Below are 23,208 nucleotides of genomic sequence, written 5' to 3'. Positions count from 1 at the left end.
ATACGTCCTCATCCAAGAAACAAACGGTGATACAACTGCTTATAGCTGCAAGCGTACAAGGTGTACCTTGTGCAGGAACCGTCGCTGGCTCCGTATAAAGAACACTAGTGGAGTCGGGCTAGGACTGGCTAGCCTGGGCGGTAAGTGCCAGTAAGAGGAAGGGATAACATCATAAGCCACTAGCCGTACGCGATAGTAACGCCGCGTTCTGCCCTTCATGTCATTCCTCCACCCCGCTGCACTTTATCTTACTCCCTTTCAGTATACTCGAAATTGTTCCCCATAGGAAAGGCGAATAGCTAATTTTTCTTGCGTCATCAGGCGCTCTGTGCTATACTTCTGTGGCAGCAGGCGATGGTCCCTGCATGTTTAAATTTACTGCCATTTATATCTAAGTACACACGCTCTCTTACCGGCATCCCCCTGGGGTCCATGCAACGCTTGGAGATGAGTAACACCTTGGGGACCCTGATGCCAGAAGGTGGAGGGCGGAGGATTTAAGGGAGGAATTGTTCTTGGCGAACATCATTTCAATGAAACAACTGTTGGAGGCAGGTGTTCATTTCGGGCATCAGACACGTCGCTGGAATCCTAAGATGCAGCAGTTCATCTTTATGGATCGCAACGGTATCCATATTATTGATCTCCAACAGACCGTGACGCGGCTCAACGAGGCTTATAAGTTTGTTGAGCAACTGGTAGCTAACGGCGGTACTCTGCTCTTCGTCGGCACCAAGAAACAGGCCCAGGAGGCCGTTGCCGAAGAGGCCAAGCGCTGTGGTATGTACTATGTCAATCAGCGCTGGCTGGGTGGTATGCTTACCAACTTCCAGACGATTCAGTCTCGTATTCGCTATCTTCGCGAGCTAGAAGCGCGCCGTGACCGTGGGGACTTTGAGCGCTTGCCGAAAAAAGAAGTGCAGCACTTGCAAGACGACATGGTTCGCTTAGAGCGCATTCTGGGCGGCATTAAAGATATGAGACGCCTTCCCAATGCGATTTTTATTATAGACACGCGCAAAGAGCGCACAGCTGTACTGGAGGCGCGCCGTCTAGAGATCCCCGTGATTGCACTGGCTGACACGAACTGCGACCCCGATGAGATGGATTATCCCATCCCTGCCAATGATGATGCGATTCGCGCAGTTCGTCTCCTTTGCACCAAGATTGCCGATGCTGCTGTCGAAGGCCGCCGCGAGCTGGAAGCCCGACAGAAGGATGCCGAGGCCGTAGAGGGCGAAGAAGTGGAAGAGTCAACCCCAGTAGAGATCTCGGCCGCTCCGCAGCCTGAAGAGCAGAAGGCTGCTCCTGTTGCTGAGGCGAACGAGGCAGAGGCCCCGACTCCGACTCCGGCTCCCTCTTCTTCTGATGAGCCAGAATTAGTTGCCAAAGAGGCTCTCTAGAGCCTGATTGCAGAATTCCTTGGCGGGGGGTCAGGGGCTAACCGCTTCCTGCCTCCCGCTTCTTCCTGTATCGAAGATCCCACGATAGCTAGTATAGAGAGCTGTCAGCAGAGAGAAGAACACTCAGAAACCAGAGAAGGTGGACAGAGATAGTTGTGCTGCCATCGATGCTGAGTAAAAATAAATAAAATAAGATTGAGGAGAAATACGTAATGGAGTTTACGGCAGCCGATGTGAAAAAGTTGCGCGAAGAGACCGGAGCAACTTTTGCTGACTGTAAGGCCGCGCTGACCGATGCCGCGGATTGGAACGGAGCAGTCAAATTTCTTGAGGCCAAGAGTAGCCGCAAAGCTGAAAAGATGATCACGGCAGGTCGCGAGACCAAAGAGGGTGGCGTGTTTTCCTATGTCCACCATAATCATAGCGTAGGCGTGCTGCTTGAGCTAAATTGTTCAACCGATTTTGTAGCGCGCAGTGAAAGCTTCCGCCAGCTGGCCAGCGAGCTCGCATTACAGATCGCTGGTGTGGCGCCTACATATGTGAGCTACGAAGATGTGCCGGCTGCTATCATAGAAGAGGCCCGCAAGAATATCCTGGAAGATCCTTCGATGGCACGCGTGCCAGCAGATAAGCGTGAGGCAGTCATTGAGGGCAAGCTCAAGAAAATGCTGGGTTCGCAGGTTCTCTTGATGCAGCCCTGGGTAAAAGATGAATCGGTAGTGATTGGGGATCTTGTGCGCAAGGCAATCGCCGAGACCGGAGAAAACATTGTTGTGCGCCGCTTCAGTCGCTTCAAACTGGGTGAGTAGTGGAGCGTATAGGGAGTTTCTATGGTAGCCGAATTAAAGTATAGGCGTATTCTCCTGAAATTAAGTGGTGAGGCTCTTGGCGCTCAAGGCAATAGCATCGATGCTGAGACAGTGCGGCGTATTGCCAGCGAGGTCAAGCGGGTTCACAATTTAGGTGTAGAGATTGCGATGGTCGTTGGCGGCGGCAACATGTGGCGAGGCGCATATGCGGCTGCTACTGGGATAGACCGAGCCACTGCCGATTATGTGGGCATGCTTGCAACTGTGATGAATTCGCTGGTCCTGCAGGATGCTATGGAAAAGCTCGGCATGGTCACACGAGTACAGACTGCCATAGAAATGCCCCCTGTCGCTGAACCATTTATTCGTCGCAGGGCGGAGCGCCATCTGGAAAAGGGGCGTGTGGTAATTCTTGCCGCGGGCAGCGGGAATCCGTTTTTTACGACGGATACCGCCGCCGCTCTGCGCGCTGTGGAGCTAAACGCACAAGTCTTGCTCAAAGCGACCAAAGTGGATGGTATCTATGATGATGACCCTGTGCATAATCCCTATGCCCATAAATTTGAAGAGTTGAGCTATATGCGGGCTTTAAATATGGGACTTAAGGTTATGGATAGTACGGCGCTCTCGCTCTGTAAAGACAACAAAATGCCCATTATCGTGTTTAATATGCAGCAAGAAGGGGCATTAGAAGCCATCATGCGCGGAGCGAAGTGTGGTACACTGGTTAGTGAGGTGGATAAAGAACTTGCCTGATAGCGGCGCTCCAGGCTATTAGAGTAAGGCCTTTGCTCTGCACGCCTGGGGAACGTTTATCCATATATGCTGGGAGGCCCGGTGAAAAGTGTACCTGGGTGCAAATATGCACTCCCTTCTATCGTCTGTCCCGTTTTGGGGTGCGCTTTTGGCACCTTATGGAAAGGGGTATTTTGATGACTGCTGATTTATTTGAGGACGCGGAACGACGCATGCAAAAGGCTGTTGGGGCTCTTAAGCAGGACCTCGGCGCTATTCGTGCGGGGCGTGCCAGTTCTGCTCTGCTTGAGCGCATCAACGTCGATTACTATGGAACTCCTACTCCAATTAATCAGGTGGCAACGATCTCGGTTCCAGAAGCTCGTTTGTTAATCATTCAGCCGTGGGATAAGAAAATGTTGTCAGATATTGAGAAGGCCATTCAGAAGTCTGATCTGGGTATTAACCCTAATAACGATGGTCAGGTGATTCGCCTCAATATCCCACCGATGAATGAAGAGAGAAGGCGCGATCTTGTGAAGACGCTTCACAAGAAGCTCGATGAACATAAGGTAGCTGTTCGTAATGTCCGGCGTGATGTGCAGGATAAATTGCGTGATCGCGAGAAAAAGAAGGAAATCTCCGAGGACGAGTTTAAACGTAGTGGAGATCGCCTGCAGAAGCTGACTGACCGCTATATTGACGAAATGGAGAAGGTCGGAAAGACCAAGGAGGAGGAAATCCGGGAGGTCTAAGGCGTTCTAGCTTAGCCTTTTATAGATTTCTAGTGGGCCGGGGACGGTGCTTTTGACTACATCGGCTCGGCTCACCTGACGGTAGCTGTACTCTTCTGCTCAGCCCCAATCATAAATAACCTGCTACGCCTCTTGCCCCTTATCATGTTTGGGAGATAAAGCATAATTGTCAAGTCCCTGCAACATCGTCAAAGCTGGCGTGCTTTGCTACACTTGTATCCAGGCGCTACTCAAGCTTGCGACATATGGCAAAAAAAGGTGTACCCCCTGGGAGGGATCTGGGGCCGAAGCTCACATTTCAGTGTTTTCTATTTTTGGCTTCAGTAGCTCTGGTCAGAGCTGTAATCGATAGTGCTCCAGGGCTCACCATACTCATCACAAGAAACAGGTCTGCTAAAAACACTGGTAGCTAATCCAGGCATATGGACCGAGGTATGCATTTATCCTGAGTATTGGGAATGTTACTTGTTGTTGGACTGGTGAAGCGGATATGCTGCTCATCTGGTCCCGTTATCCATCAGCAGGCAAGCAATATGGTAAAACCCGATATGAATCGTTGTTGGATATAAGGATGTAGATAGAAAAAGTGAGGTCTAACCTTGACCAGGATGCAAAAGCTCTTTTCGTCGAAAAGGAAAGGTAACGAATCTGCCCAACCGGCCCCCATCGCGCCCACAGAGCCAGAAAGTCTGGTGCGTCACATCGCTATTATCATGGATGGTAATGGGCGTTGGGCCACGAAGAGGCATCTACCACGCCTGGCTGGCCATAAAGCTGGCGTCAGTGCTTTACGGCGCGTTGTTGAATGTGCTGCCGACGAAAATATTGAAATGCTTAGCGTCTATGCCTTTTCGACAGAGAACTGGGGTAGGCCACGAGCGGAAGTCGATGGGCTTATGCGCCTCTTCTGGGAGACTATCCGCTCAGATTTAGAGAAACTGCATAGGGATGGAGTGCGCCTGCGCCATCTGGGTCGTTTGCAGGATCTTTCTCCTGATATTCAAAAAGCTATCCTCGATTCTGTAGAGTTAACTCGCAACAATACACGCATTAGCCTGAATGTTTGCTTTAATTATGGTGGTCGTGCAGAGCTTGTGGATGCTATTCGCCAGATCATTGCTGACGGCAAAGATCCAGAGGTGATTAACGAAGAATTGATTAGCTCCTATTTGTATACTCGCGATCTGCCCGATCCTGATCTCGTAATTCGTACGGCCGGTGAGATGCGCGTGAGTAATTTCTTGCTCTGGCAATCTGCCTACAGTGAGTATTATGCTACGTCCACGCTCTGGCCAGATTTTGGACATGAGGATCTACTTGCAGCATTAAATAGTTATCGCCAGCGTCAACGGCGTTTCGGGCGTCTTGTGGCTTCGTAGGGTCCACAGAGGTGTACTTCTATGAAATATAATGGTGTAGGGCGGTTTTTCCGACCGTCCTACTTTGTGTGTGCAGGCATAATGGTCTGTGACGCTACCCTTGCGAAGCTCTTAACGCGTGACAGGCCGTAATCATCGTTATGCGAAAGGAGTAGTGTCGTCGCTCTGGCGTGCTCATGACAGAGGCCGATGACGCTTACGTGAATTGTTTGCAAGGCGCGAGTGAAAAGAAGATACAATCAGATGCACCTGGACCTAAACGAACGCAAGGCCAATCTATTGTTCAGCGCTGGTTGACGGCCGCGGTCGCGATACCTATTGTTCTGGCGATTGTGTGGTTCGGAGGATGGGTAGCCTTTGCGGGAGCATTTCTAGTTGTTGCTCTGGGCATACTGGAATTACATAACATGCTGCTCCATGCAGGCTATCGGCCATTCTTCTGGATTAGCCTTGGCTTAGGCGGCCTGTTCCTTTTAGCGGGTATGTTACCTCAGTACCGCTTGTTGATCCTTGAAGTGGGGCTGGGCGCTGCGATGTTTGGTACGTTTATCTGCCTCTTTTTCCGCAAGCAATTGGATGGGGCTGTGATTGATTGGGCGCTTACTCTAACAACTCCTCTTTATCTGGGCTGGCCGATGAGCTTCTTGCTGTTGCTACGAGGTTTTGAGCCGGTTGAGTTGCATTTCTCTGCCAGTCCCTGGATTGTTATACCGCGAGGCGCCTGGTGGGTGTTTCTTGCTTTGCTGGGAGTATGGGGATTTGACGGAGCTGCCTTTTTTACTGGTCTCCTTCTCGGACGCCATAAGCTGGCTCCCAGCATTAGCCCCGGTAAGACCTGGGAAGGGGTGGCGGGGGAATGGTACTCTCAATTATCACTAGTCTGCTGCTCACAGTTCGGCCTTTGGGGCTTCCCTGGTATCTGGCAGTTATTCTGGGCATCTTGATTGGTGCTGCTGCTGTGTTAGGGGATCTGGCCGAGTCCTTGATAAAGCGTCAGGCGCATGTCAAGGACAGTGGGCAAATTATGCCCGGCCATGGAGGTATCCTGGATCGCATTGACAGCCTGGTTTTTGCTGTGATTGTGGTAACTATATTCGCTCAGCTTATAGGTATCTAGCTGCGCTCCCCGGCTATGCTGCGCGAGAATCGTTTGCGGCAGATGAAAAGCCTGGCGGGCGCTGGCTAGCAGGCCTGATAAGCTAAGAGCATGGTGCTTTGTGCACGATGCCTGGCAGGTAATGTGTATATTCTCTGCAGGTTGTGCCCGAATATATTTCTTTTTTGAAGTAGGAGGCAAATGAGATTAACGTTTCCTGGCTTTTTGCTAGATGAACGATGGCTATATCCTGGTGGCGCGCTTTGCGGTGCTTAGTAAGCCAGATGTGGTGTATCTGTATAAATAACAATAGGTTGGTGGATTATGAGCACTTTTCCTAGACGTCTTGCTTTGCTTGGATGCACGGGGTCGGTTGGTCGGCAAACTCTGGATGTTGTACGACAATTCCCGGATCTATTTCAGGTAACCACGCTTGCCGCCAGGAGTAATGTGGAATTACTGTCTCAGCAGATGCAGGAGTTTCAACCGGCGCTGGTGGCCTGTTTTGCTGATAATGTAGAGGTGAAAGAGAAGGCACATTCTCTCTTGCCGACAGCAATTCTTGGCGATCAAGGTCTACTGGCTGCGGCCACGCATGCCGATGTCGATATTGTGGTAGTTGCTACATCCGGATTGCTGGCTTTGAGGCCAACCCTGGCTGCCATTGCGGCCGGAAAAACTATTGCTTTGGCTAATAAAGAGACACTGGTGATGGCCGGGCATCTGGTAATGGAAGCAGCTCGCCAGAATAACGTGCCTATCTGGCCCCTGGATAGCGAGCATAGCGCCGTCTGGCAATGCTTGCGCGGCGAGGAAAACAAGGAAATAGAGCGTTTGTTGTTGACGGCTTCTGGAGGACCTTTTCGGACAGCTTCCCTGGAACAACTGCGGACCGTAACTGTTGAGCAGGCTCTTGCTCATCCTACCTGGCGTATGGGTCCCAAGATAACAATCGATTCGGCTACGTTGATGAATAAGGGGCTAGAGGTGCTTGAGGCCCGCTGGCTCTTTGATGTGCCGTTTGAGCGTATTGAGGTCGTCATCCAGCCGGAGAGCATTGTGCATTCGATGGTGGAATTTGTTGACGGCTCTATTAAGATGCAGGCAAGTCTGCCCAGTATGCATTTGCCAATTATGAATGCACTAGCCTATCCCGCTCGCTTGCCCGGCCTTGAGCGCGAGTTTATACGCCCATTGCGCTGGTCGGAAATTGGCAAACTTAATTTTGCGCCGCTTGAGATGGAGCGCTTCCCATGCTTCCGGCTGGCTCTGGAGGCGGGCAAACGAGGAGGGACTTATCCCTGCGCTCTGGTAGGAGCCGATGAAGAGGCAGTTGAGCTCTTCTTAGATGGCAAAATCAGGTTTCTTGAGATTGCAGAGCTTATCGAGGCTGTGCTAGAGCGCCACCAGCCCTGTGAAGAGCCGGATGTAGAGCAGACCATTGAGGTCTGTGCCTGGGCGCGTGAGACGGCCCGTAGTTTGTGTAAGGCGCAATCCTGAGGCCTTGATAAGGAGGAGCGCAGAGCGCTCAAGCTTTGCTTGGTTTATCGCCGCTGGCATAGAAAGATGCTTTGCGCTTATGATTAACATAGAGGGAGAAGCGAGCAAGCTCCTCGGCGGGTTTGCATATCTATGTAGAGAGGTAATCGCAAGACTCTGTAGTTCTCACTCAAGAGTGGGGTTGTGAAGTTCACCAGGGGCCCAGACCACGGTGCTTGTGGGCGGGTGTTGCTGCGAGCAGTTTGGCCTTGCTTTGTTCCGCCTCGTTTGGATAGTACCGAAGCGGTCAGAACAAGGAGACTAGTCAGGCCTGGCGATCAAGGCTAGTGGTCTATCAAAGTTGACATGATGGGTGAACCAGCGGGATTGTCAAGGGGGCGCTGCGGTCTAGCGGATGCGCCGCGACCTAGCGGATGCGCCGCGACCTAGCGGATTGGTTGCCCTTGCCCTGGGGCTGTGCCCCAGCTTCCCCCTTTCCCTTCGCCGTCGTAGGCGGCGCACTTGTCAAGTGACGTTTGACAAAGCGCTAGTAAGTGTTTGGCCCGGGTGATATAAGTAAGGGAATTAGATCAGGTAAAGGGTAAAAAGTGAATGAATAACTGGTTCTTGCTGGCTGCTATTCCTGTATTTGGGCTGCTTGTGCTCGTACACGAATTTGGCCATTTTATTACCGCAAAGTGGGCTGGAATCCGGGTGGAGGAATTTGGTTTAGGCTTTCCTCCTACGTTGATCAGTTTTCGCCGGCAAGAGAATGGGCGTTGGGAAGTATTCTGGTTTGGTCGAGGTCGCGATAGTGATGGAGGGGGGAGTATACAGACACCGCTAAATGGAACGAGCGGTGGAATAAGCAGGGCTGCTGCTGGGGAGCCGGACCGTACTATCTATTCGATTAATCTTTTGCCGATCGGTGGTTTTGTGCGTATGCCTGGCGAGAATGGTGATGCGCTGGATGAAGAGGGGCATTACGATCCGCGTAGCTTTGCGGCGAAGTCTGCGGGCAGGCGGATGATTGTGCTGGTCGCCGGTGTCACAATGAACGTTATCCTGGCGATGGTGCTCTTTACCATTGCTTATGGCCTGGGTGAACCAAACTATGTTTCTGCTCCTGTTCTGGGAACTGTTGTTCCTGGCTCCCCTGCTGCGCTGGCCGGGCTACGTACCAACGATACGATCATCAGCGTGGATGGAAAGCCTGTGCATCTTTTCACGGACCTTGTGAATGTTGTCAATAAGATAGCCGCTGAGAACCGGGACAAGGCAACAATGCCCCTGAAGGTAGTTGTGCAGCGCAAAGGGCTGGCTCAGCCGTTTACCATGCAGGTGAATGCGCTGGTAAATCCGCCAGCGGGGCAAGGGCATATGGGAGTTGAGCAGAAGGTGACCTTTGTCAGCGTGCCTTTGTGGCAGGCGCCGTTCAAAGGAATAGGACAAACTCTCTCGACGACGCGCGATTTTATTAGTCAGATTGGCAAGATGCTTATTGGTGCTGTACAGCCGCAATTGGTAGGCCCGGTGGGAATTGTAAAAATTACTGGACAGGTAGCCCAGGCCGTCCCTGATCTGGGCTGGTGGCCAATACTCAGTTTGACGGCTATGCTAAGCCTGAACCTGGCAATCGTAAATATTCTACCATTTCCTGCTCTGGATGGCGGACGTATCCTGCTCATCTTTATTGAGCTCTTGCGCGGTGGCAAGCGTCTAAAGCCAGAGCGCGAAGGCATTATTAATCTGATTGGTATGGCATTGTTGCTGACCCTGATGATTGTGATCACTGTAAGTGATGTTATTCACTGGGGAAGCTAAACGGAGTAATTTGCATATGCGAAGGAAAACGCGACAGATTCATGTTGGCGATGTGGCAGTAGGTGGCGATGCCCCTATTGCTGTACAATCTATGACCACAACCTATACGCGCGATATCGAGAGTACGGTAGCCCAGATTTATCGGCTGGAAGAGGTTGGCTGCGAAATCGTGCGTGTGGCTGTGCCTGAGATGGAAGATGCGCTGGCACTTGGCGAGATTAAGAAGCGCATCCATATCCCACTTGTCGCTGATATACACTATAATCCCGAGCTGGCTTTAGAAGCCGTGCGCCAGGGTGTCGATAAAGTTCGAATTAATCCGGGAAATCTGCTCAATGGCCGTAAATCGCTTGAGCAGATCGTAGCTGCTGTCAAAGAGCGCGGCATTGCTATGCGCATTGGGGTGAACTCTGGCTCAATTGACGCGCTTGATCAGCGGGCAAAAATGCAGCGCATCCAGGTGCGCCTGCGCGAGGATGGTGTCTTAGAAAAGACCGACCCTGCCGAGGCGCGTCGTAAAGAGCGGGAGCAGCTTGCTGAGCGCATGGTAAGCAAAGCTCTTGAATATATTAGCTGGTGTGAGGAATTAGATTTTCACGAGATCGCAGTCTCTCTCAAGTCCTCCACAGTCCTCACGGCCGTGGAAGCCTACCGCCGCTTCTCCCAGCGCTCTGATTATCCCATCCATCTAGGCATTACCGAGGCTGGAACGCTGGTTACCGGCGCCGTGAAGTCCTCAGTTGGTCTGGGGCTTTTGCTAGCTGAGGGAATTGGCGATACTCTACGCGTAAGCCTGAGTGCCGAGCCTGAAGAAGAGATACCGGTGGCCTTTGAAATATTACGCTCCCTCGAATTGCGCAATCGTGGTGTTACGTTTGTCTCCTGTCCTTCGTGTGGTCGTGTCGAGATTGACGTGATTAGCGTTGCCAATGAGGTTGAGAAGAGATTAGCAAAGGTGCAGACTCCCATCCATGTAGCTGTAATGGGCTGCGTGGTAAATGGTCCTGGCGAATCGCGCGACGCAGATGTAGGCCTGGCGGGCGGTAAAGGTAAGGGAGTGATCTTCCGTAAAGGGCAGGTGATTAGGACAGTGCCAGAGGATCAATTCCTTGATGCCGTCTTGAAAGAGGTGGCAAGCCTGTTGCCGGCACGTGAAGCCAGTCTGGTATATCCGGAAGGTGGAATTAAGGACGTTGCCGGAATGCACCGTACGCGTGACGAGGGCATGAACATTCCCATCCTCAAATCATAAGAAGTGGATAGAAAAGAAGGGTGGTTTCATATGAAACCACCCTTTAAATAGTGGGCGATACAGAACTCGAATCTGTGACCTCCACGATGTCAACGTGGCGCTCTAACCAACTGAGCTAATCGCCCTCGACGTCGATAATGATAGCACTACTCCCTCTGGTTGTCAAGCCCCTTTTCGGCATATTTTTAGCGAGTCCTAGAAATTGATGAGGTCTCTCTAGCTGCCACGAAACGGGGCTGCAGAAAGCTGGCAAAAGTATTTTTGTTGACTCTATTAAGCTTATCAATCGTGGTACAATAGCGGCTATGCAACATGTTTTTTTGATAGGACTCTCAGGCAGCGGTAAGAGCACTGTAGGTAGCTTATTAGCTCAAAAGCTGGGCAAACCCTTGCTTGATATAGACATGCTCATTGAGGAGGAGTGTGGAGAGCGTATTCCTACCATTTTTACTCGTTATGGTGAGGACTACTTCAGGACCTGCGAGAGTCGTGTATTGTTAAAAGCTACGCAAATGGCGCAAGGAGCTGTGATTGCTACTGGCGGTGGCGTTGTGGTGAGGTCAGAGAATCGGGCGCTTATGAAAGCTTCTGGCATACGAGTCTTTTTGCATGTCGAGCCGGAAGTTGCTCTTGTGCGCCTCCAGGAGCAGCAACGAATGGCTCAGGTTCACGGCAACAAGCCCGAAGAACGCCCTTTGCTATCCGGCCCCGATCCCCTTGCCAGATTGCAGCAATTGTTGGCTATTCGCATGCCCTGGTATGAGGAAGCTGAGCTAGTATGCCGGACCCAGGGAAAGAGTGCTGAACAGGTGGTTCAGGAGATAGTAGCTATGCTTAACAAGATAGATGAAAGTGCTGATGGTGCGCCGATGGTCCGCAGGGTGCAGTTGGGACCAGATAGTTACGATGCGATAGTTGAATGGGGTGGAATTGGAAGACTGGCAACGTATCTTAAGCGTTTGCAGCTGCCGCCGCGCATTTTTATGGTCACCGATAGTAATATCCACGATCTCTACGTTCCCGGGTTGATCACACAGTTAACTGACGCCGGCTTTGAACCCCATGTGTATACGATACCCGCTGGAGAAGCCAGTAAGTCCCAGCAACAGCTTAACGCCCTCTATGACTGGCTGATAGAGCAGTATGCCGAGCGCCGTGAAGCCATTATTGCGCTGGGTGGTGGCGTCGTTGGTGACCTGGTTGGCTATGTAGCGGCAACATATCTGCGTGGCGTCCCTCTGGTGCAGATACCCACATCCTTACTGGCGCAGGTGGATTCGGCGATTGGCGGTAAATGCGGGATTAATCATCCCAAGGGCAAGAATTTGATCGGCGCTTTCTATCACCCCCGCTTGATGCTAGCCGATCCTGCGGTATTGCTTACCTTGCCTGCGCGCCAGCGCATAGAGGGATGGGCAGAAATTGTAAAGTATGGTATCATACTTGATGCTGAATTGTTTGCCCTGCTAGAGAAGCATGTGGACGTATTGCATGATTTCAATCATTCTCCCACTGCTTTACTCTGTCAGATTATTGCGCGCTGCATCGATTTAAAAGTAACGGTTATCGAAGAGGATGAGCGTGAGCAGGGACGCCGGGCCATTTTAAACTACGGGCATACCATTGGCCATGCCCTGGAAAATGTCTCAGGCTATGGAGAGTGGTTGCATGGCGAGGCAGTTTCGCTAGGTATGGTAGCGGCAGCACAGCTTGCTCAGGAAGCTGGTATGTTCTCGGCGGCCGAGGCCATAAGGCAGAATACCTTACTGGCGAAGCTAGGCCTGCCAACTGCCTATCGTGGAGATGTGCAGGCTCGGGATATCCTGGCCAAGATACAGCTGGATAAAAAAGTAGTTGGCAAACGCGTGCGCTGGGTCATGCCACGTCATATCGGCGAAGTAGTAGTTACGCCTATGCCTGATGAGATAGTGCAGCGGGTCGTGACAACATTTTTTGCAGAAAAGAGGTAGTAGAGGTGCCGACTATCCTGGTAATGCACGGTCCCAACCTTAATACTTTAGGCACACGCGAACCCGCCATTTACGGCTCCATGACCCTGGAACAAATTCATGCGCAGCTACAGACGCGGGCGCAGGCTGCAGGAGCCAGTCTTAGCTTCTTTCAGTCCAACTATGAGGGAGCTCTTATAGATTACATCCAGCAGCATGCTTCTCAGGCGCAGGGCATCATTATCAATCCAGGAGCGTTGACCCACTATTCGATCGCGCTGCGCGATGCCCTGGCAGCGGCGAAACTTCCTACCATTGAAGTGCACCTGAGCAATATTTATGCACGAGAAGAGTTCAGGCATCATTCAGTCATTGCCGCAATTTGTCGCGGGCAGCTCGCTGGCTTCGGTTGGCGCGGCTATTTACTGGCCCTGGATGGATTGTTAGAACTGTTACGCGAGGGAAATACATAAATGAGCCAAGAAAGTGTTACTCAACTGCGTCGTTGGATAGCCGAGCAGGGCCTTGACGCCTTTCTCGTTAAGCATCTGCAGAATCGCGCCTATCTTTGTGGCTGGCTAAACGAGGATAGCGAAGAGGGTGGAGCATTGTTGCTGGATCAGCAGCACCAAATTCTACTCACTAATGCTCTGTATGCCGAGGTGGCCGGGCACGAGGCCAAAGGCTGGGAAATAGATACTCCTCCTGCCCGCGAGTATGCTGCCAGGATAGCCGAGTTGGCAAGGACGTATGGCTGGAAAAAGATCGGTTTTGAGGCTGATTGGCTCAGTTATGCCGAGTACGAGAAGCTAAACCAGGAAGGCAATGGCAGCTATACGCTGCAGCCTTTTGTCCAAAGCAACATCGAGGAGCTACGCCAGGTCAAGCAACCTTACGAATTGGATCTGCTCAAGCGAGCCATTGCGATCACCGATCAAACATTTGCACATGTCTGTGACTGGATACAACCCGGCCTGACCGAGAAAGAGGTGCAATGGGAGATTTCGCGTGTGATGGTAAGCCTGGGAGCGGAAGGTCCATCCTTCACCACTATCGTTGCCTCCGGCCCCAATAGTTCGATGCCCCACGCCCATGCCAGCGAGCGCCAGATCCAGCGCGGTGAGTTTATCACCATTGATATGGGAGCTCGTTACAAGGGATATTGTGCCGATATGACGCGCACTATTTGTCTGGGAGAGCCGGCCGAGCCCCGCATGCTAGAGATCTATAATGCGGTCCTTCAGGCTATGAAAACCTGTGAGCAAGGACTACACGCGGGGATATCGGGTCGAGCTGCCGATGCGCTGGCGCGCGATGTCCTGGCCCAAAAGGAGCTGGCTGAGTATTATGTACATAGCACCGGGCATGGCGTTGGTTTGCAGATACACGAGGCTCCCAGCCTCTCTCAGAGGGCACCCGAAGATATGCTTTTGCCCGCTGGAAGCGTCGTTACGGTTGAGCCCGGCGTCTATATTCCCGGCTGGGGTGGCGTACGCATCGAGGATTGCGTTGCGTTAAGCGAAGATGGGGCTGAAGTATTAACGCAGTCACCAACAGCGCTGGTGATTCAACGTTAAAGGAGAAACTTAATGATATCTACCGGAGACCTCAAAAAAAATCTTGCAATTGAATTTGAAGGTCAACCCTGCAATATAATCGAATGGCAGCATGTGAAGATAGGTCGCGGTGGTGCGATTGTGCGCATGAAATTGCGCAATCTGCGCACAGGGGCAATTTTTGAGCGGACCTGTGACGCTGGCGAAAAGTTTAAGCGCTTATACCTGGATCGCTCTAAGGTTACCTATCAGTACCCCGAAGGCAATCAGTACCATTTTATGGATACAAGCACCTATGAAGATATCGTGCTTACCGAGCAGCAGCTTGGTGATGCCAAAGCCTATCTTATCGATAATCTGGAACTGGATATTGTGCGTCTCGATGAAGAGCCAATTTCGGTAGAACTGCCAGAAAAAATTGTTTTGCAAGTGACGTATACGGAGCCAGGCTTTAAGGGAGATACGGCTACAGGTGGAACGAAACCAGCCACTACCGAGACCGGGCTGGTAGTCCAGGTGCCACTCTTCATATCTACAGGCGATTCTATTCGCGTGAATACGAGTACTGGCGCCTATGTAGAGCGCGTGTAAGGTTCATATCATATGAACCTTACAGCTAAATTTTATAAAAATAACGGAGTCGCGTAGTTATGGACGGCAATATGCATCATTCCAATAACGTAGCCTCTGTCTCTACCGAAAAGCACGGAGTTGCTCAGCAGGTAAGCATCGAGCAACTCCGCCATCTCATCCGCTTGCTTGATAGTAGCGACGTGTCCGAGATAGAGGTAAGGCGTATTACTGAAGGAACGCAGCTGATACTGCGTAAGGCCAAGGCGCCAGAGAGCAGCGAGTTCCAGGTTCTAGCCTCACCTGCGGCTGGAGCAGAAGCAGCGCAGCCAGCAGAGGCAAAGCAAACGATTACAGCGCCTCTTGTCGGCATCTTTCATAGCTGGGCCAAACCCAAAGGCAAACCTCTGGTTGCCGTAGGAGACACCATTAAGGTCGGTCAACTGGTAGGGACGATTCAGTCGCTCAACGTCATTAATGAAGTCGAGGCGCTGGTCGCCGGGCGCATTGTGGAGATCCATGTGCAAGATGGGCAGGCAGTCGAGTACGGCCAGCAGCTAATGACGATTGAGCCAGTTGAGGAGGCGTAAGCTGTATGCATCCCTCCTATTCATCTGACGATCTTGAGATGTTATCTGGCGTTAGCGTTTCAGAACTTGCTCGCTACCTCAAGGAACTCTTAGAGGTCAATGATGTCTTGCAGAATATCTGGGTGTGGGGAGAAGTCTCCAACTGTAAGGTCTATGCCTCCGGCCACTGTTATTTTACCCTGAAAGATGGGGATGCGCAGATACCTTGCGTTTTCTTTAAAAATGCGCGCCTGCGTTCATCTGCGCCACTGCTTCAAGATGGTAATGCGGCAGCCGTCAACGGGCGAGTTGCCTTCTATGAACGTGATGGAAAACTACAGATCTATGTTGAGAGCGTCAGATTAATAGGCACAGAGGGCGAATTATTTAAACGTTTTGAGCAATTGAAGGAACGCCTGGCTGCGGAAGGGCTGTTTGATGGAGAGCGCAAGCGCGAGTTACCTTCACAGCCGGCAGTTATAGGTATTGTCACCTCCCCACAGGCTGCGGCCTTACGTGATATGCTGCGTGTTCTGCGCATGCGCTATCCGTTGGTGCGCGTCATTCTGGCCCCCACTCTGGTGCAGGGAGCCGAGGCGCCGGCAGCGATTGCCGCCGCAATTGATTTGCTTAATGAGCATGCTGAGGCTGACGTGTTGATTGTCGGGCGCGGTGGCGGCTCAATCGAGGAGTTATGGGCGTTTAATGAAGAGGTGGTGGCGCGCGCCATCGCTCGCTCTCGTATTCCTGTCATAAGTGGGATTGGTCACGAAACTGATTTTACGATAGCTGATTTTGTGGCGGATTATCGCGCCTCAACGCCGACAGCCGCCGCCAGCGCGGCCGTACCCAGTATAGAGGAGTGGCAGAGCGAGATACAGGAAAAGCAAGACTTATTGCAGTCGTTGATGGAAGAGCATCTCTTTGAGCGGCAAGAGCAGCTCAAGAGTACTCTGCGCGATCTGGCCCGCTCAAGCCCGATGAATCTTGTCGATCGTCGCAGGCAGCAGCTTGATGAGGCCACAGAGCGCCTACAAGTGCGCATGCAGCATCTTCTCTCTCTAGATGGGGAGCGTCTGCGAGGGACGGTACGTCAGCTACATTCATTGAGTCCTTTGCTTACAATCGCGCGCGGCTATGCAGTTGTGAGGCGCGACACGGATCAAGCGCTGATAACCGGCGTGCAACAGGTGCATACTGGCGAAAAACTGACCATTCAGGTACAGGATGGTCTAATCCCCGTTGAAGTTCGTCAATAATGATCTGTCAAGGTTTCGGTGATGCGTGAAACCAGCAGGATGGTCAAGGGGGCGCCGCGAGCTAGCGAATTGCGCCCCATTCCCTCCTTCCCTCCGCCGCGGGCGGCACATTTGTCACACGAGGTCTGATAAAGCAATAATGTATTCAGAGATGAGATGAAGTATGGAAGAGCTATCATTTGAGGATGCCTTTGCACAACTCGAAGAGGCTGTGGCGGCTTTACAGGATGGGCATATTTCTCTTGATCAGGCATTACAACATTACCAAAAAGGCGTGAGCCTGGCCCAGTATTGTAATGAACTTCTCCAGAAGGCGGAACTGACAGTGCAACAACTTGGTATTGATCGCGATGGTACATTATCGTTGCAACCCCTGGACTTGTAGGATGGGAGAGGGGAGATACTTTACAATACATGTTCAATAATCCATTGTTTGAGAACCGTGTCCTGATAGCCTCGTTTGTGGCCTGGGCCATAGCACAAGTCAGCAAGACCTTGCTAGAGCTGTTTCGGGAGCATAAGCTTGTGTTAAGCCGCCTTGCCTCATCGGGCGGAATGCCTAGTTCACATTCCGCCCTGGTCACAGGACTGGCAACGGCGACGGGCCGTATGGTGGGCATAAGCTCGGTCGAGTTTGCCATTACCGTCGTCCTGGCCTGTATTGTAATGTACGATGCGGCTGGCGTGCGCCGCGCGGTAAGCATTCAAGCTCGCATTCTTAATCAGATGATTGACGAAGCTTTTCAGGGCCACCCTATAGCGGAAAAACGCCTACGCGAGCTGATAGGACATACGCCTATACAGGTTCTGGTCGGGGGATTGCTGGGTATTGGCGTTGGCTTGCTCCTTACATCCTGATGAATATGCCTGTTAGAGCCATTGAGAGGGAGGCTTGTGCTATAGGAATTGTGAGGTATTACCTCCTGGCCAAGTTGCAATTTATATGTCTATACGTTATAGTATCTCCTAGATACTAGGAACAGTACTGTGGAGCCTTGTCTAATCCTACGGCAAGCTTACAGAGAAAGATACTACATAATCTATCCTCGTCTTTCTGGGTTACATGCTTTAGAGGGGAATGAGATGCAAACACTCTCACAAGCATATAGTAATCAGGTTGCTCCCGCCAGTGCGTGGGCCCGATACTTCTATGGGGCCTGTGCTCGCTTTTACTTACGACTACGGATAAGTTTTTATCTTCTACATCGGCGAGTATGCACATAACTTGGTGAAAATGGTACTGTTTGTAACTTAAGAATAAAATACATATATATGTATATAGCTATTTAATCTTGTAAACGACAGATCTCAGTGCTGGAATGGGTTAGGTCGAGGTCTGTGCGCCAATGAAATTAACTTGCAAATCTTTTCATGGCGAGCAGGAAAGTGCCAGGCTGAATAACTATCAGGACCCTCTGGCAGTTGTCAGCAAAGTATAGTAATTGATACTCCTTTTCTTTCCTGGCATGATTGAGGGCAGCGTTAAAGGTCTTTCACTGCCAATTTACAGGATATAATAAGAGACATCGGTCATTGAACTAATTGTTGCTATTACATGTTAAGTGTAATGAAAACTGATGACGTTTGTAGTGTGTGTGCCGCATAATGCCATAGAGCAGCATAGGTAGAGAGGAGACACGATGAAGTTACTGGTCATTGATAGTGACCGTGATTTGGTCGAGATGCTCACCAGTTGGCTGAAAACATTAGGTTATGAGGTATATCGAGCGTATAATGCAGAGCGGGCCAAGATTGAATGGATAGAGCAAAGACCTGACCTGGTTATTATGGATACAGCGCTAAAGGATGTGGATTTACTGGCAATGTGCCGTGAGCTGCGTACCAAACATGATGCACTGGTATTGGTAGTTACTGATGGTAAAGATGTACAGGATGAAGTCCGCTGCCTGGAGTCAGGAGCTGACGACTATTTACGCAAACCTTTTTATCCTTCGCAGCTGTTAGCGCGTATTCGGGCTGTCAGTCGGCGCGCCCGTTCCACATTGGAGCGCCGTCCTTCCTCTATTGTGACAGTCGGTCCCATTTGTGTTGATTCACTGCATAATGAAGTTACTATTCATGGAAAAACAGCGCGCTTGACCCCTACGGAAAGCAAATTATTGCATTTACTTGCTATCAGTGCGAATGATGTATGTACTGCAAACCAAATTGTTACTCATGTCTGGGGCTATGATGGGGATGGAGATGCTGGCTTGATAAAAGCCCATATACGTCATTTGCGTCAGAAAATCGAGCCTGATCCTGGTAATCCGCGTTATATTTTGACCGTGCCAGGGGTGGGGTATACTCTGGTGCGTCGCAATGAAGAAGATGGGCAGGGGGATGATGGCCCGGAACGCCCATTGCGTATAGTTTCTCTATAAGAGCACGTATTTCAAGACAGTTTAACTGAAGAGAAGAGCATTTTGTAGCGCTCTTCTTTTTTTGTGTATTGTTGCAGTGAAAAGATCTCTACTTGTTGCACCTCTCTACTACCATATTTCTGTGTATATGATCATCATATCTACACATGGGTGGGCTATTCTCCATACTAGAAGGATAGATATACCTGGATAGATTTGCGTAGTACTCCTCTAGCTGAGATTAAAAGTTGGCGAATTAGTCTGATAGAAGCTTCTAATTGTGATGTGTAAGGGCCGGCCTCGATACCTGAGCATTTGTAGAATTCCCTGAATCTCAGCCTGTATACGAGGAGGATGATCTCTAAAATATTTATGTTTTCTACCTGGCAAAAAACCAGGCTAGAGGCGCGAGGGCCGAAACGGGCAAGGAAGGATAAGCAGAGTGGCGCTTGAGCGGACTTTAATGCGTAAACGTTTTGACAAGCGAGAAATGATGGGGGGATTCTGGCGCGATATGGAAAGGATGCAGTGGAGTATGGTACACGATGTACAAGGTATCGAGATACCCAGGTTGTTTACCTTGAGGCGTGTATCGGCGCAATATTGGCGTATTTTGCCGCTAAAAGTCATGAAGCGCTATCAGTGCATCGTCATTGGCAAAGATCGTGGAGGACTTACGCTGGCTATTGCAGACCAGAAAGTCACTGGTATCATTGAGCAGCTAAGTAAGTTGACGGGATATGAGATCTTCCCGGTCTTGGTTGATCCTGTTCGAATACGTTTGCTACTGCGGCGTATCGAGAGAGCAGAACGTGACTGGCACAACGAGATGAGGCAAGTTTCCCCGGCTCGCCTGGTCCAGGCACGTTCGATACTGCTGTCTATAGCGACCCAAGCTAAGAGAAGCTAAGCGCCTTGCATTCTTTCTCAGGCTCCCCCTTTGCCTGAAATCATCACAGGTACCGTCAGCAAAATGAACTTCAAGTCCTTCCAAATTGATTGCTCATGTAGATATTCTATATCCATCTCAACCATGTTTTGAAAGGTGACGCGCGATCTACCGTAGACCTGCCATGTTCCGGTTAAGCCTGGCTTACCTGAGAGGCGCAGCCAGTCGTGCGGAGTATACTCCTCCACCTCAAAGGGGAGAGGGGGGCGTGGCCCGACCAGAGACATTTGGCCTTGCAGAACATTCCAGAATTGGGGCAATTCATCAAGGCTTGTTTTACGAATAAAGCGTCCTACCCGCGTAATGCGCGGATCATTGACATTTTTATAGGCCAGCTCACTCGTTCCGTTGGCGTTAAGTTTCTGGCCGTTCATATACTGTTTGATTCTTTCACGATGCTCGATATCATCACTATTTACATACATAGAACGAAACTTGAGCATTTCAAACTCGACTCCGTTGAGGCCTATACGCTTCTGGCGAAAGAAGACAGGGCCCTTTGAATCAAGCTTGATCAATATTGCTACCAGGCCTCCTATAAGAAGAACGAGGGGCGAGACAAGTAGCGTAAAGATGATATCAAGTTTGCGTTTGGCTTGTAGATATTTTGGGTCGATACTTATTGTTTGAATAGGTTCTGACTGAACGACCATATTATCCCTCCCCAATTGCAGGTTAGAGAGAGTGCCTTTTGTCTGGGGCATCTCTTCAGACAGCTTCCAAATTCAGTGTAGTCTATCCCGGTGTATAATCGGTGAGGATTCTTATAGAGATATGGTAAAGAGTAGGGGGAAAGGTGTTAAAAATGTGAGTTTTCTTGCTGGTAGTATAATGCCTGTCCTTTAAGCTATCCCCTTTTCATAGTAGAACTTTTTCAGGGCATGGAGGAAATTTCTCTACCTCTTAGACGCAGTTTCACCTATCCTACACCGGCCCATTCATTTTACTAGCACTTGCGGGTGTTACTATGTGAGTGTTGGGAACAGTTTGTATCTAATGGTTTTAGAAGATTAAGGAGTGGTGCCATCTATGCAAGTGCCTCTGGTCGATTTGCGCGCACAGTACCTCAAGCTCAAGCCGGAGATTATGGCGGCTTTTGAGGAAGTGCTTGATAGCATGCGCCTGTTCTTGGGGCCGCGTGTACAGGCCTTTGAGCGTGACTTTGCCGCGTATTGTGAATGCCAGTATGGGGTAGGAGTGTCGTCAGGGACAGATGCTCTTATCCTGGCTTTACGTGCGTGCGAGATAGGCCCTGGGGATGAAGTGATTACTGTGTCCAATACCTTCATCGCTACTATAGAAGCGATTGCTGCTGTGGGGGCCAGGCCGGTTTTTGTTGATATCGATCCCGAAACATACCTGATGGATTGGCAACAATTAGAGCAGGTGCTGACGCCGCGTACGCGCGCTGTTTTGCCTGTGCATCTCTTTGGGCATGCCGTGGAGATGCAGCCAGTGCTTGATTTTGCTCGTGCGCATGGCTTGAAGGTGATTGAGGATGCTTCCCAGGCTCATGGTGCGACATATCAAGGCCAACGGGTTGGGAGCTTTGGGGATATTGCCTGCTTCAGCCTCTATTTCAGCAAAAATTTAGGCGCCTTTGGTGAGGCTGGCATCTGCACAACCAACGATAGCTCTCTGGCCGAGAGGATGCGTATGATACGTGACCATGGTTCGCGTATTCGCTATAAGCATGAATTGATGGGGGTGAATGCACGCCTTGACGAAATGCAAGCCGCTGTGCTGCTCATCAAGATGCCTTACCTCGATCAGTGGAATGCCGCGCGTCAGGCCCATGCGCAGCGCTATGCTGAACTGTTACAAGATGTGGTAGAGGCGGTTCCTGTGACGCGACCCTGGGGGACACATGTTTATTGTTATTATGTGATACAGGTGCCAGCACGAGATCAGTTTCGCGAGGCTCTGGCCAAAGAAGGAATAGAGACAAATGTGCATTATCCTATTCCTATCCATCTGCAGCCCGCCTGCTCGATTTATGGCTATGAAAAGGGCATGCTGCCAGTTACGGAGCGCGCGGCTGAACATATAGTTTCGTTGCCTATGTACCCTGAATTAACTGAGGAACAGCTCCAATTGGTTGTGGCCGCTGTGAAGAAAAATGTGCTAGCCGGTGTAAAGAAAATGTAGTGGTGTTTGCCTGTGATGTTGTGTTCCTTGATGGCATAAGTTGTTGAATGCGTTTTATTGAAAATGTAAAAGGAATGTACCTGGTATGGCCGATCTACGCTTTGGAATCATCGGCTGGGGATATTGGGGACCCAAGATTGCACGTAATCTTGAAGGTTTGCCTCGTGTCTCTGTGGCGATGGTAGCTGATACAGATAAAAATCGTCTTGCTTCAATATCCTTACATCAGCCGTGGATACATACGACTACTCTGCCTGAGGATATCTTTCGCTCAGATGTGGATGCTGTGGTGATTGCGGCCCCTGTTCGAGTTCATTATCAACTCGCTAAGCAGGCGCTATTGCACGGCAAGCATGTCCTGGTAGAAAAACCTCTTACCACCTCTGTCGCTGAAGCTGAAGAGCTGATTGAGTTGGCCAGGGAGAAGAAGCTCGTCTTAATGGTGGGGCATACCTTTGAATATAGCCCTGCCGTCAATGAGCTGCGTAAGCTGGTGCAGAGTGGCGATCTTGGCAAGATTTTCTCTGTTGAGACGGAGCGCTTGAATCTGGGCCTATTTCGCAACGATATTAATGTCATTTGGGACCTTGCTCCCCATGATGTTTCGATACTCCTCTATCTGTTTGGCAAGAAGCCGGAACAGGTAAAGGTGCAGGCTCACGCTCATCTTCAGTCGCGCATTCATGATATCGCTCACCTGGATCTTGAGTTTGCCGATGGCATGACTGCGCACGTACATGTAAGCTGGCTGCACCCTTGTAAAGTGCGTCGGGTGACGATCATTGGCGATGCGCGGATGGTTGTCTACGATGATACCAATCCGGCTGAGATGGTGAAGATTTATAACAAGGGCGCAGATGTGCATGCGGACCCTGTGGTTTCGTATCGCCTAGGCGCTATCACTATCCCACATATCGATTGGATGGAGCCCTTGCGCTTGGAGTGCGAGGATTTCGCTACAGCGATTCGTACTGGTCGGCCCCCGCGCGCTAGCGGCGAGGTTGGTCTGGCAGTTGTGCAGGTTCTGGCTGCGGTGCAAGAAGCATTGGAGCGGCAGGAGCGCGTGAGTGCAACGGTCACAGTACAATAATAAATATTGGGGATGAGCTGTTA

Annotated in this window: 23 protein-coding genes, 1 tRNA gene and 1 pseudogene; 22 read left to right on the top strand and 3 right to left on the bottom strand. The window is 50.7% G+C overall.

Annotated elements, in window-relative coordinates; all coding sequences use genetic code 11:
• Positions 1–39 precede the first annotated feature (39 nt).
• A complete protein-coding gene (locus EPA93_RS21420) occupies positions 40–219 on the bottom strand; it encodes a hypothetical protein (RefSeq protein ID WP_129889469.1) in 180 nt (59 codons plus the stop codon).
• Between the two features lie 314 nt (positions 220–533).
• Between EPA93_RS21420 and rpsB the strand changes: the two are divergent.
• From rpsB to ispG, 10 genes and pseudogenes are all read left to right on the top strand, one after another.
• Positions 534–1,235: pseudogene (gene rpsB / locus EPA93_RS21415) on the top strand (30S ribosomal protein S2); the annotation flags it as partial.
• A 380-nt stretch (positions 1,236–1,615) separates the two neighbouring features.
• Positions 1,616–2,212: an elongation factor Ts gene (tsf, locus tag EPA93_RS21410; RefSeq protein WP_129889468.1), complete on the top strand. Its 597-nt coding sequence runs from the start codon at positions 1,616–1,618 to the stop codon at positions 2,210–2,212.
• A 21-nt stretch (positions 2,213–2,233) separates the two neighbouring features.
• The gene (pyrH, locus tag EPA93_RS21405; protein ID WP_129889467.1) at positions 2,234–2,968 is read left to right on the top strand and encodes a UMP kinase; all 735 of its coding nucleotides are present in this window, start codon (positions 2,234–2,236) and stop codon (positions 2,966–2,968) included.
• A gap of 176 nt (positions 2,969–3,144) precedes the next feature.
• Complete coding sequence (gene frr, locus EPA93_RS21400) at positions 3,145–3,702, top strand: ribosome recycling factor (RefSeq protein WP_129889466.1); 558 nt, start codon at positions 3,145–3,147, stop codon at positions 3,700–3,702.
• Between the two features lie 599 nt (positions 3,703–4,301).
• On the top strand, positions 4,302–5,081 hold the full coding sequence (uppS, locus tag EPA93_RS21395) for a polyprenyl diphosphate synthase (protein WP_207229616.1): 780 nt from the start codon (positions 4,302–4,304) through the stop codon (positions 5,079–5,081).
• 176 nt (positions 5,082–5,257) lie between these two features.
• Positions 5,258–6,025 carry a phosphatidate cytidylyltransferase gene (locus EPA93_RS21390; RefSeq protein ID WP_129889465.1) on the top strand — a complete coding sequence of 256 codons (768 nt, stop codon included), beginning with the start codon at positions 5,258–5,260 and terminating at the stop codon, positions 6,023–6,025.
• Positions 5,938–6,198: a phosphatidate cytidylyltransferase gene (locus EPA93_RS51020; RefSeq protein WP_129889464.1), complete on the top strand. Its 261-nt coding sequence runs from the start codon at positions 5,938–5,940 to the stop codon at positions 6,196–6,198. The genes EPA93_RS21390 and EPA93_RS51020 overlap by 88 nt, the downstream gene beginning before the upstream one ends.
• 303 nt (positions 6,199–6,501) lie before the next feature.
• On the top strand, positions 6,502–7,677 hold the full coding sequence (dxr, locus tag EPA93_RS21380) for a 1-deoxy-D-xylulose-5-phosphate reductoisomerase (protein ID WP_129889463.1): 1,176 nt from the start codon (positions 6,502–6,504) through the stop codon (positions 7,675–7,677).
• 591 nt (positions 7,678–8,268) lie between these two features.
• Positions 8,269–9,480 carry a M50 family metallopeptidase gene (locus EPA93_RS21375; protein WP_129889462.1) on the top strand — a complete coding sequence of 404 codons (1,212 nt, stop codon included), beginning with the start codon at positions 8,269–8,271 and terminating at the stop codon, positions 9,478–9,480.
• Positions 9,458–10,732, top strand: a complete 1,275-nt coding sequence (gene ispG, locus EPA93_RS21370; protein ID WP_129894603.1) for a flavodoxin-dependent (E)-4-hydroxy-3-methylbut-2-enyl-diphosphate synthase — start codon at positions 9,458–9,460, stop codon at positions 10,730–10,732. The genes EPA93_RS21375 and ispG overlap by 23 nt, the downstream gene beginning before the upstream one ends.
• 51 nt (positions 10,733–10,783) lie before the next feature.
• Here ispG and EPA93_RS21365 read toward each other — a convergent pair.
• Positions 10,784–10,857: transfer RNA gene (locus tag EPA93_RS21365), tRNA-Val, on the bottom strand.
• A gap of 180 nt (positions 10,858–11,037) precedes the next feature.
• Here EPA93_RS21365 and aroB point away from each other — a divergent pair.
• The 10 genes from aroB to EPA93_RS21315 all read left to right on the top strand — a co-directional run bounded on the left by aroB (position 11,038) and on the right by EPA93_RS21315 (position 19,908).
• Complete coding sequence (aroB, locus tag EPA93_RS21360; RefSeq protein ID WP_129889461.1) at positions 11,038–12,702, top strand: 3-dehydroquinate synthase; 1,665 nt, start codon at positions 11,038–11,040, stop codon at positions 12,700–12,702.
• Positions 12,703–12,707: 5 nt separating this feature from the next.
• Positions 12,708–13,154, top strand: a complete 447-nt coding sequence (aroQ, locus tag EPA93_RS21355; protein WP_207229615.1) for a type II 3-dehydroquinate dehydratase — start codon at positions 12,708–12,710, stop codon at positions 13,152–13,154.
• On the top strand, positions 13,155–14,258 hold the full coding sequence (locus tag EPA93_RS21350; protein ID WP_129889460.1) for a M24 family metallopeptidase: 1,104 nt from the start codon (positions 13,155–13,157) through the stop codon (positions 14,256–14,258).
• A gap of 12 nt (positions 14,259–14,270) precedes the next feature.
• A complete protein-coding gene (gene efp, locus EPA93_RS21345; protein ID WP_129889459.1) occupies positions 14,271–14,828 on the top strand; it encodes an elongation factor P in 558 nt (185 codons plus the stop codon).
• A gap of 59 nt (positions 14,829–14,887) precedes the next feature.
• On the top strand, positions 14,888–15,397 hold the full coding sequence (locus EPA93_RS21340) for an acetyl-CoA carboxylase biotin carboxyl carrier protein (protein ID WP_129889458.1): 510 nt from the start codon (positions 14,888–14,890) through the stop codon (positions 15,395–15,397).
• A 5-nt stretch (positions 15,398–15,402) separates the two neighbouring features.
• Positions 15,403–16,635 (top strand): exodeoxyribonuclease VII large subunit, encoded by a 1,233-nt coding sequence (gene xseA, locus EPA93_RS21335; protein WP_129889457.1) that lies wholly within the window; start codon positions 15,403–15,405, stop codon positions 16,633–16,635.
• Positions 16,636–16,798: 163 nt separating this feature from the next.
• A complete protein-coding gene (xseB, locus tag EPA93_RS21330) occupies positions 16,799–17,020 on the top strand; it encodes an exodeoxyribonuclease VII small subunit (protein ID WP_129889456.1) in 222 nt (73 codons plus the stop codon).
• A gap of 29 nt (positions 17,021–17,049) precedes the next feature.
• Positions 17,050–17,493 carry a divergent PAP2 family protein gene (locus EPA93_RS21325; RefSeq protein WP_129889455.1) on the top strand — a complete coding sequence of 148 codons (444 nt, stop codon included), beginning with the start codon at positions 17,050–17,052 and terminating at the stop codon, positions 17,491–17,493.
• 782 nt (positions 17,494–18,275) lie between these two features.
• Positions 18,276–19,019, top strand: coding sequence for a response regulator transcription factor (locus EPA93_RS21320; protein WP_129889454.1), 744 nt, complete (start codon positions 18,276–18,278; stop codon positions 19,017–19,019).
• Between the two features lie 514 nt (positions 19,020–19,533).
• Positions 19,534–19,908, top strand: coding sequence for a GspE/PulE/PilB domain-containing protein (locus EPA93_RS21315; protein ID WP_165423301.1), 375 nt, complete (start codon positions 19,534–19,536; stop codon positions 19,906–19,908).
• Between the two features lie 17 nt (positions 19,909–19,925).
• Here EPA93_RS21315 and EPA93_RS21310 read toward each other — a convergent pair whose 3' ends face one another.
• On the bottom strand, positions 19,926–20,600 hold the full coding sequence (locus EPA93_RS21310) for a sugar transferase (RefSeq protein ID WP_165423300.1): 675 nt from the start codon (positions 20,598–20,600) through the stop codon (positions 19,926–19,928).
• A 376-nt stretch (positions 20,601–20,976) separates the two neighbouring features.
• Between EPA93_RS21310 and EPA93_RS21305 the strand changes: the two genes are divergently transcribed.
• Together EPA93_RS21305 and EPA93_RS21300 are read left to right on the top strand one after the other, a co-directional pair.
• Positions 20,977–22,095: a DegT/DnrJ/EryC1/StrS family aminotransferase gene (locus tag EPA93_RS21305; RefSeq protein WP_129889451.1), complete on the top strand. Its 1,119-nt coding sequence runs from the start codon at positions 20,977–20,979 to the stop codon at positions 22,093–22,095.
• Between the two features lie 85 nt (positions 22,096–22,180).
• Positions 22,181–23,185, top strand: coding sequence for a Gfo/Idh/MocA family protein (locus EPA93_RS21300; RefSeq protein WP_129889450.1), 1,005 nt, complete (start codon positions 22,181–22,183; stop codon positions 23,183–23,185).
• Positions 23,186–23,208: the final 23 nt, after the last annotated feature.

Origin of the sequence: Ktedonosporobacter rubrisoli, assembly GCF_004208415.1 — a bacterium.
Taxonomy (GTDB): domain Bacteria; phylum Chloroflexota; class Ktedonobacteria; order Ktedonobacterales; family Ktedonobacteraceae; genus Ktedonosporobacter; species Ktedonosporobacter rubrisoli.
This window is presented reverse-complemented; position numbering and strand designations above follow the sequence as displayed.

Bases quoted from the DNA above. Each gene is read 5' to 3' on its own strand.
- EPA93_RS21420 (WP_129889469.1), bottom strand. From the start codon at position 219: ATGAAGGGCAGAACGCGGCGTTACTATCGCGTACGGCTAGTGGCTTAT.
- tsf (WP_129889468.1), top strand. From the start codon at position 1,616: ATGGAGTTTACGGCAGCCGATGTGAAAAAGTTGCGCGAAGAGACCGGA.
- pyrH (WP_129889467.1), top strand. From the start codon at position 2,234: ATGGTAGCCGAATTAAAGTATAGGCGTATTCTCCTGAAATTAAGTGGT.
- frr (WP_129889466.1), top strand. From the start codon at position 3,145: ATGACTGCTGATTTATTTGAGGACGCGGAACGACGCATGCAAAAGGCT.
- EPA93_RS21390 (WP_129889465.1), top strand. From the start codon at position 5,258: ATGACAGAGGCCGATGACGCTTACGTGAATTGTTTGCAAGGCGCGAGT.
- EPA93_RS51020 (WP_129889464.1), top strand. From the start codon at position 5,938: ATGGTACTCTCAATTATCACTAGTCTGCTGCTCACAGTTCGGCCTTTG.
- dxr (WP_129889463.1), top strand. From the start codon at position 6,502: ATGAGCACTTTTCCTAGACGTCTTGCTTTGCTTGGATGCACGGGGTCG.
- EPA93_RS21375 (WP_129889462.1), top strand. From the start codon at position 8,269: ATGAATAACTGGTTCTTGCTGGCTGCTATTCCTGTATTTGGGCTGCTT.
- ispG (WP_129894603.1), top strand. From the start codon at position 9,458: ATGTTATTCACTGGGGAAGCTAAACGGAGTAATTTGCATATGCGAAGG.
- aroB (WP_129889461.1), top strand. From the start codon at position 11,038: ATGCAACATGTTTTTTTGATAGGACTCTCAGGCAGCGGTAAGAGCACT.
- EPA93_RS21350 (WP_129889460.1), top strand. From the start codon at position 13,155: ATGAGCCAAGAAAGTGTTACTCAACTGCGTCGTTGGATAGCCGAGCAG.
- efp (WP_129889459.1), top strand. From the start codon at position 14,271: ATGATATCTACCGGAGACCTCAAAAAAAATCTTGCAATTGAATTTGAA.
- EPA93_RS21340 (WP_129889458.1), top strand. From the start codon at position 14,888: ATGGACGGCAATATGCATCATTCCAATAACGTAGCCTCTGTCTCTACC.
- xseA (WP_129889457.1), top strand. From the start codon at position 15,403: ATGCATCCCTCCTATTCATCTGACGATCTTGAGATGTTATCTGGCGTT.
- xseB (WP_129889456.1), top strand. From the start codon at position 16,799: ATGGAAGAGCTATCATTTGAGGATGCCTTTGCACAACTCGAAGAGGCT.
- EPA93_RS21325 (WP_129889455.1), top strand. From the start codon at position 17,050: ATGTTCAATAATCCATTGTTTGAGAACCGTGTCCTGATAGCCTCGTTT.
- EPA93_RS21320 (WP_129889454.1), top strand. From the start codon at position 18,276: ATGAAGTTACTGGTCATTGATAGTGACCGTGATTTGGTCGAGATGCTC.
- EPA93_RS21315 (WP_165423301.1), top strand. From the start codon at position 19,534: ATGGTACACGATGTACAAGGTATCGAGATACCCAGGTTGTTTACCTTG.
- EPA93_RS21310 (WP_165423300.1), bottom strand. From the start codon at position 20,600: ATGGTCGTTCAGTCAGAACCTATTCAAACAATAAGTATCGACCCAAAA.
- EPA93_RS21305 (WP_129889451.1), top strand. From the start codon at position 20,977: ATGCAAGTGCCTCTGGTCGATTTGCGCGCACAGTACCTCAAGCTCAAG.
- EPA93_RS21300 (WP_129889450.1), top strand. From the start codon at position 22,181: ATGGCCGATCTACGCTTTGGAATCATCGGCTGGGGATATTGGGGACCC.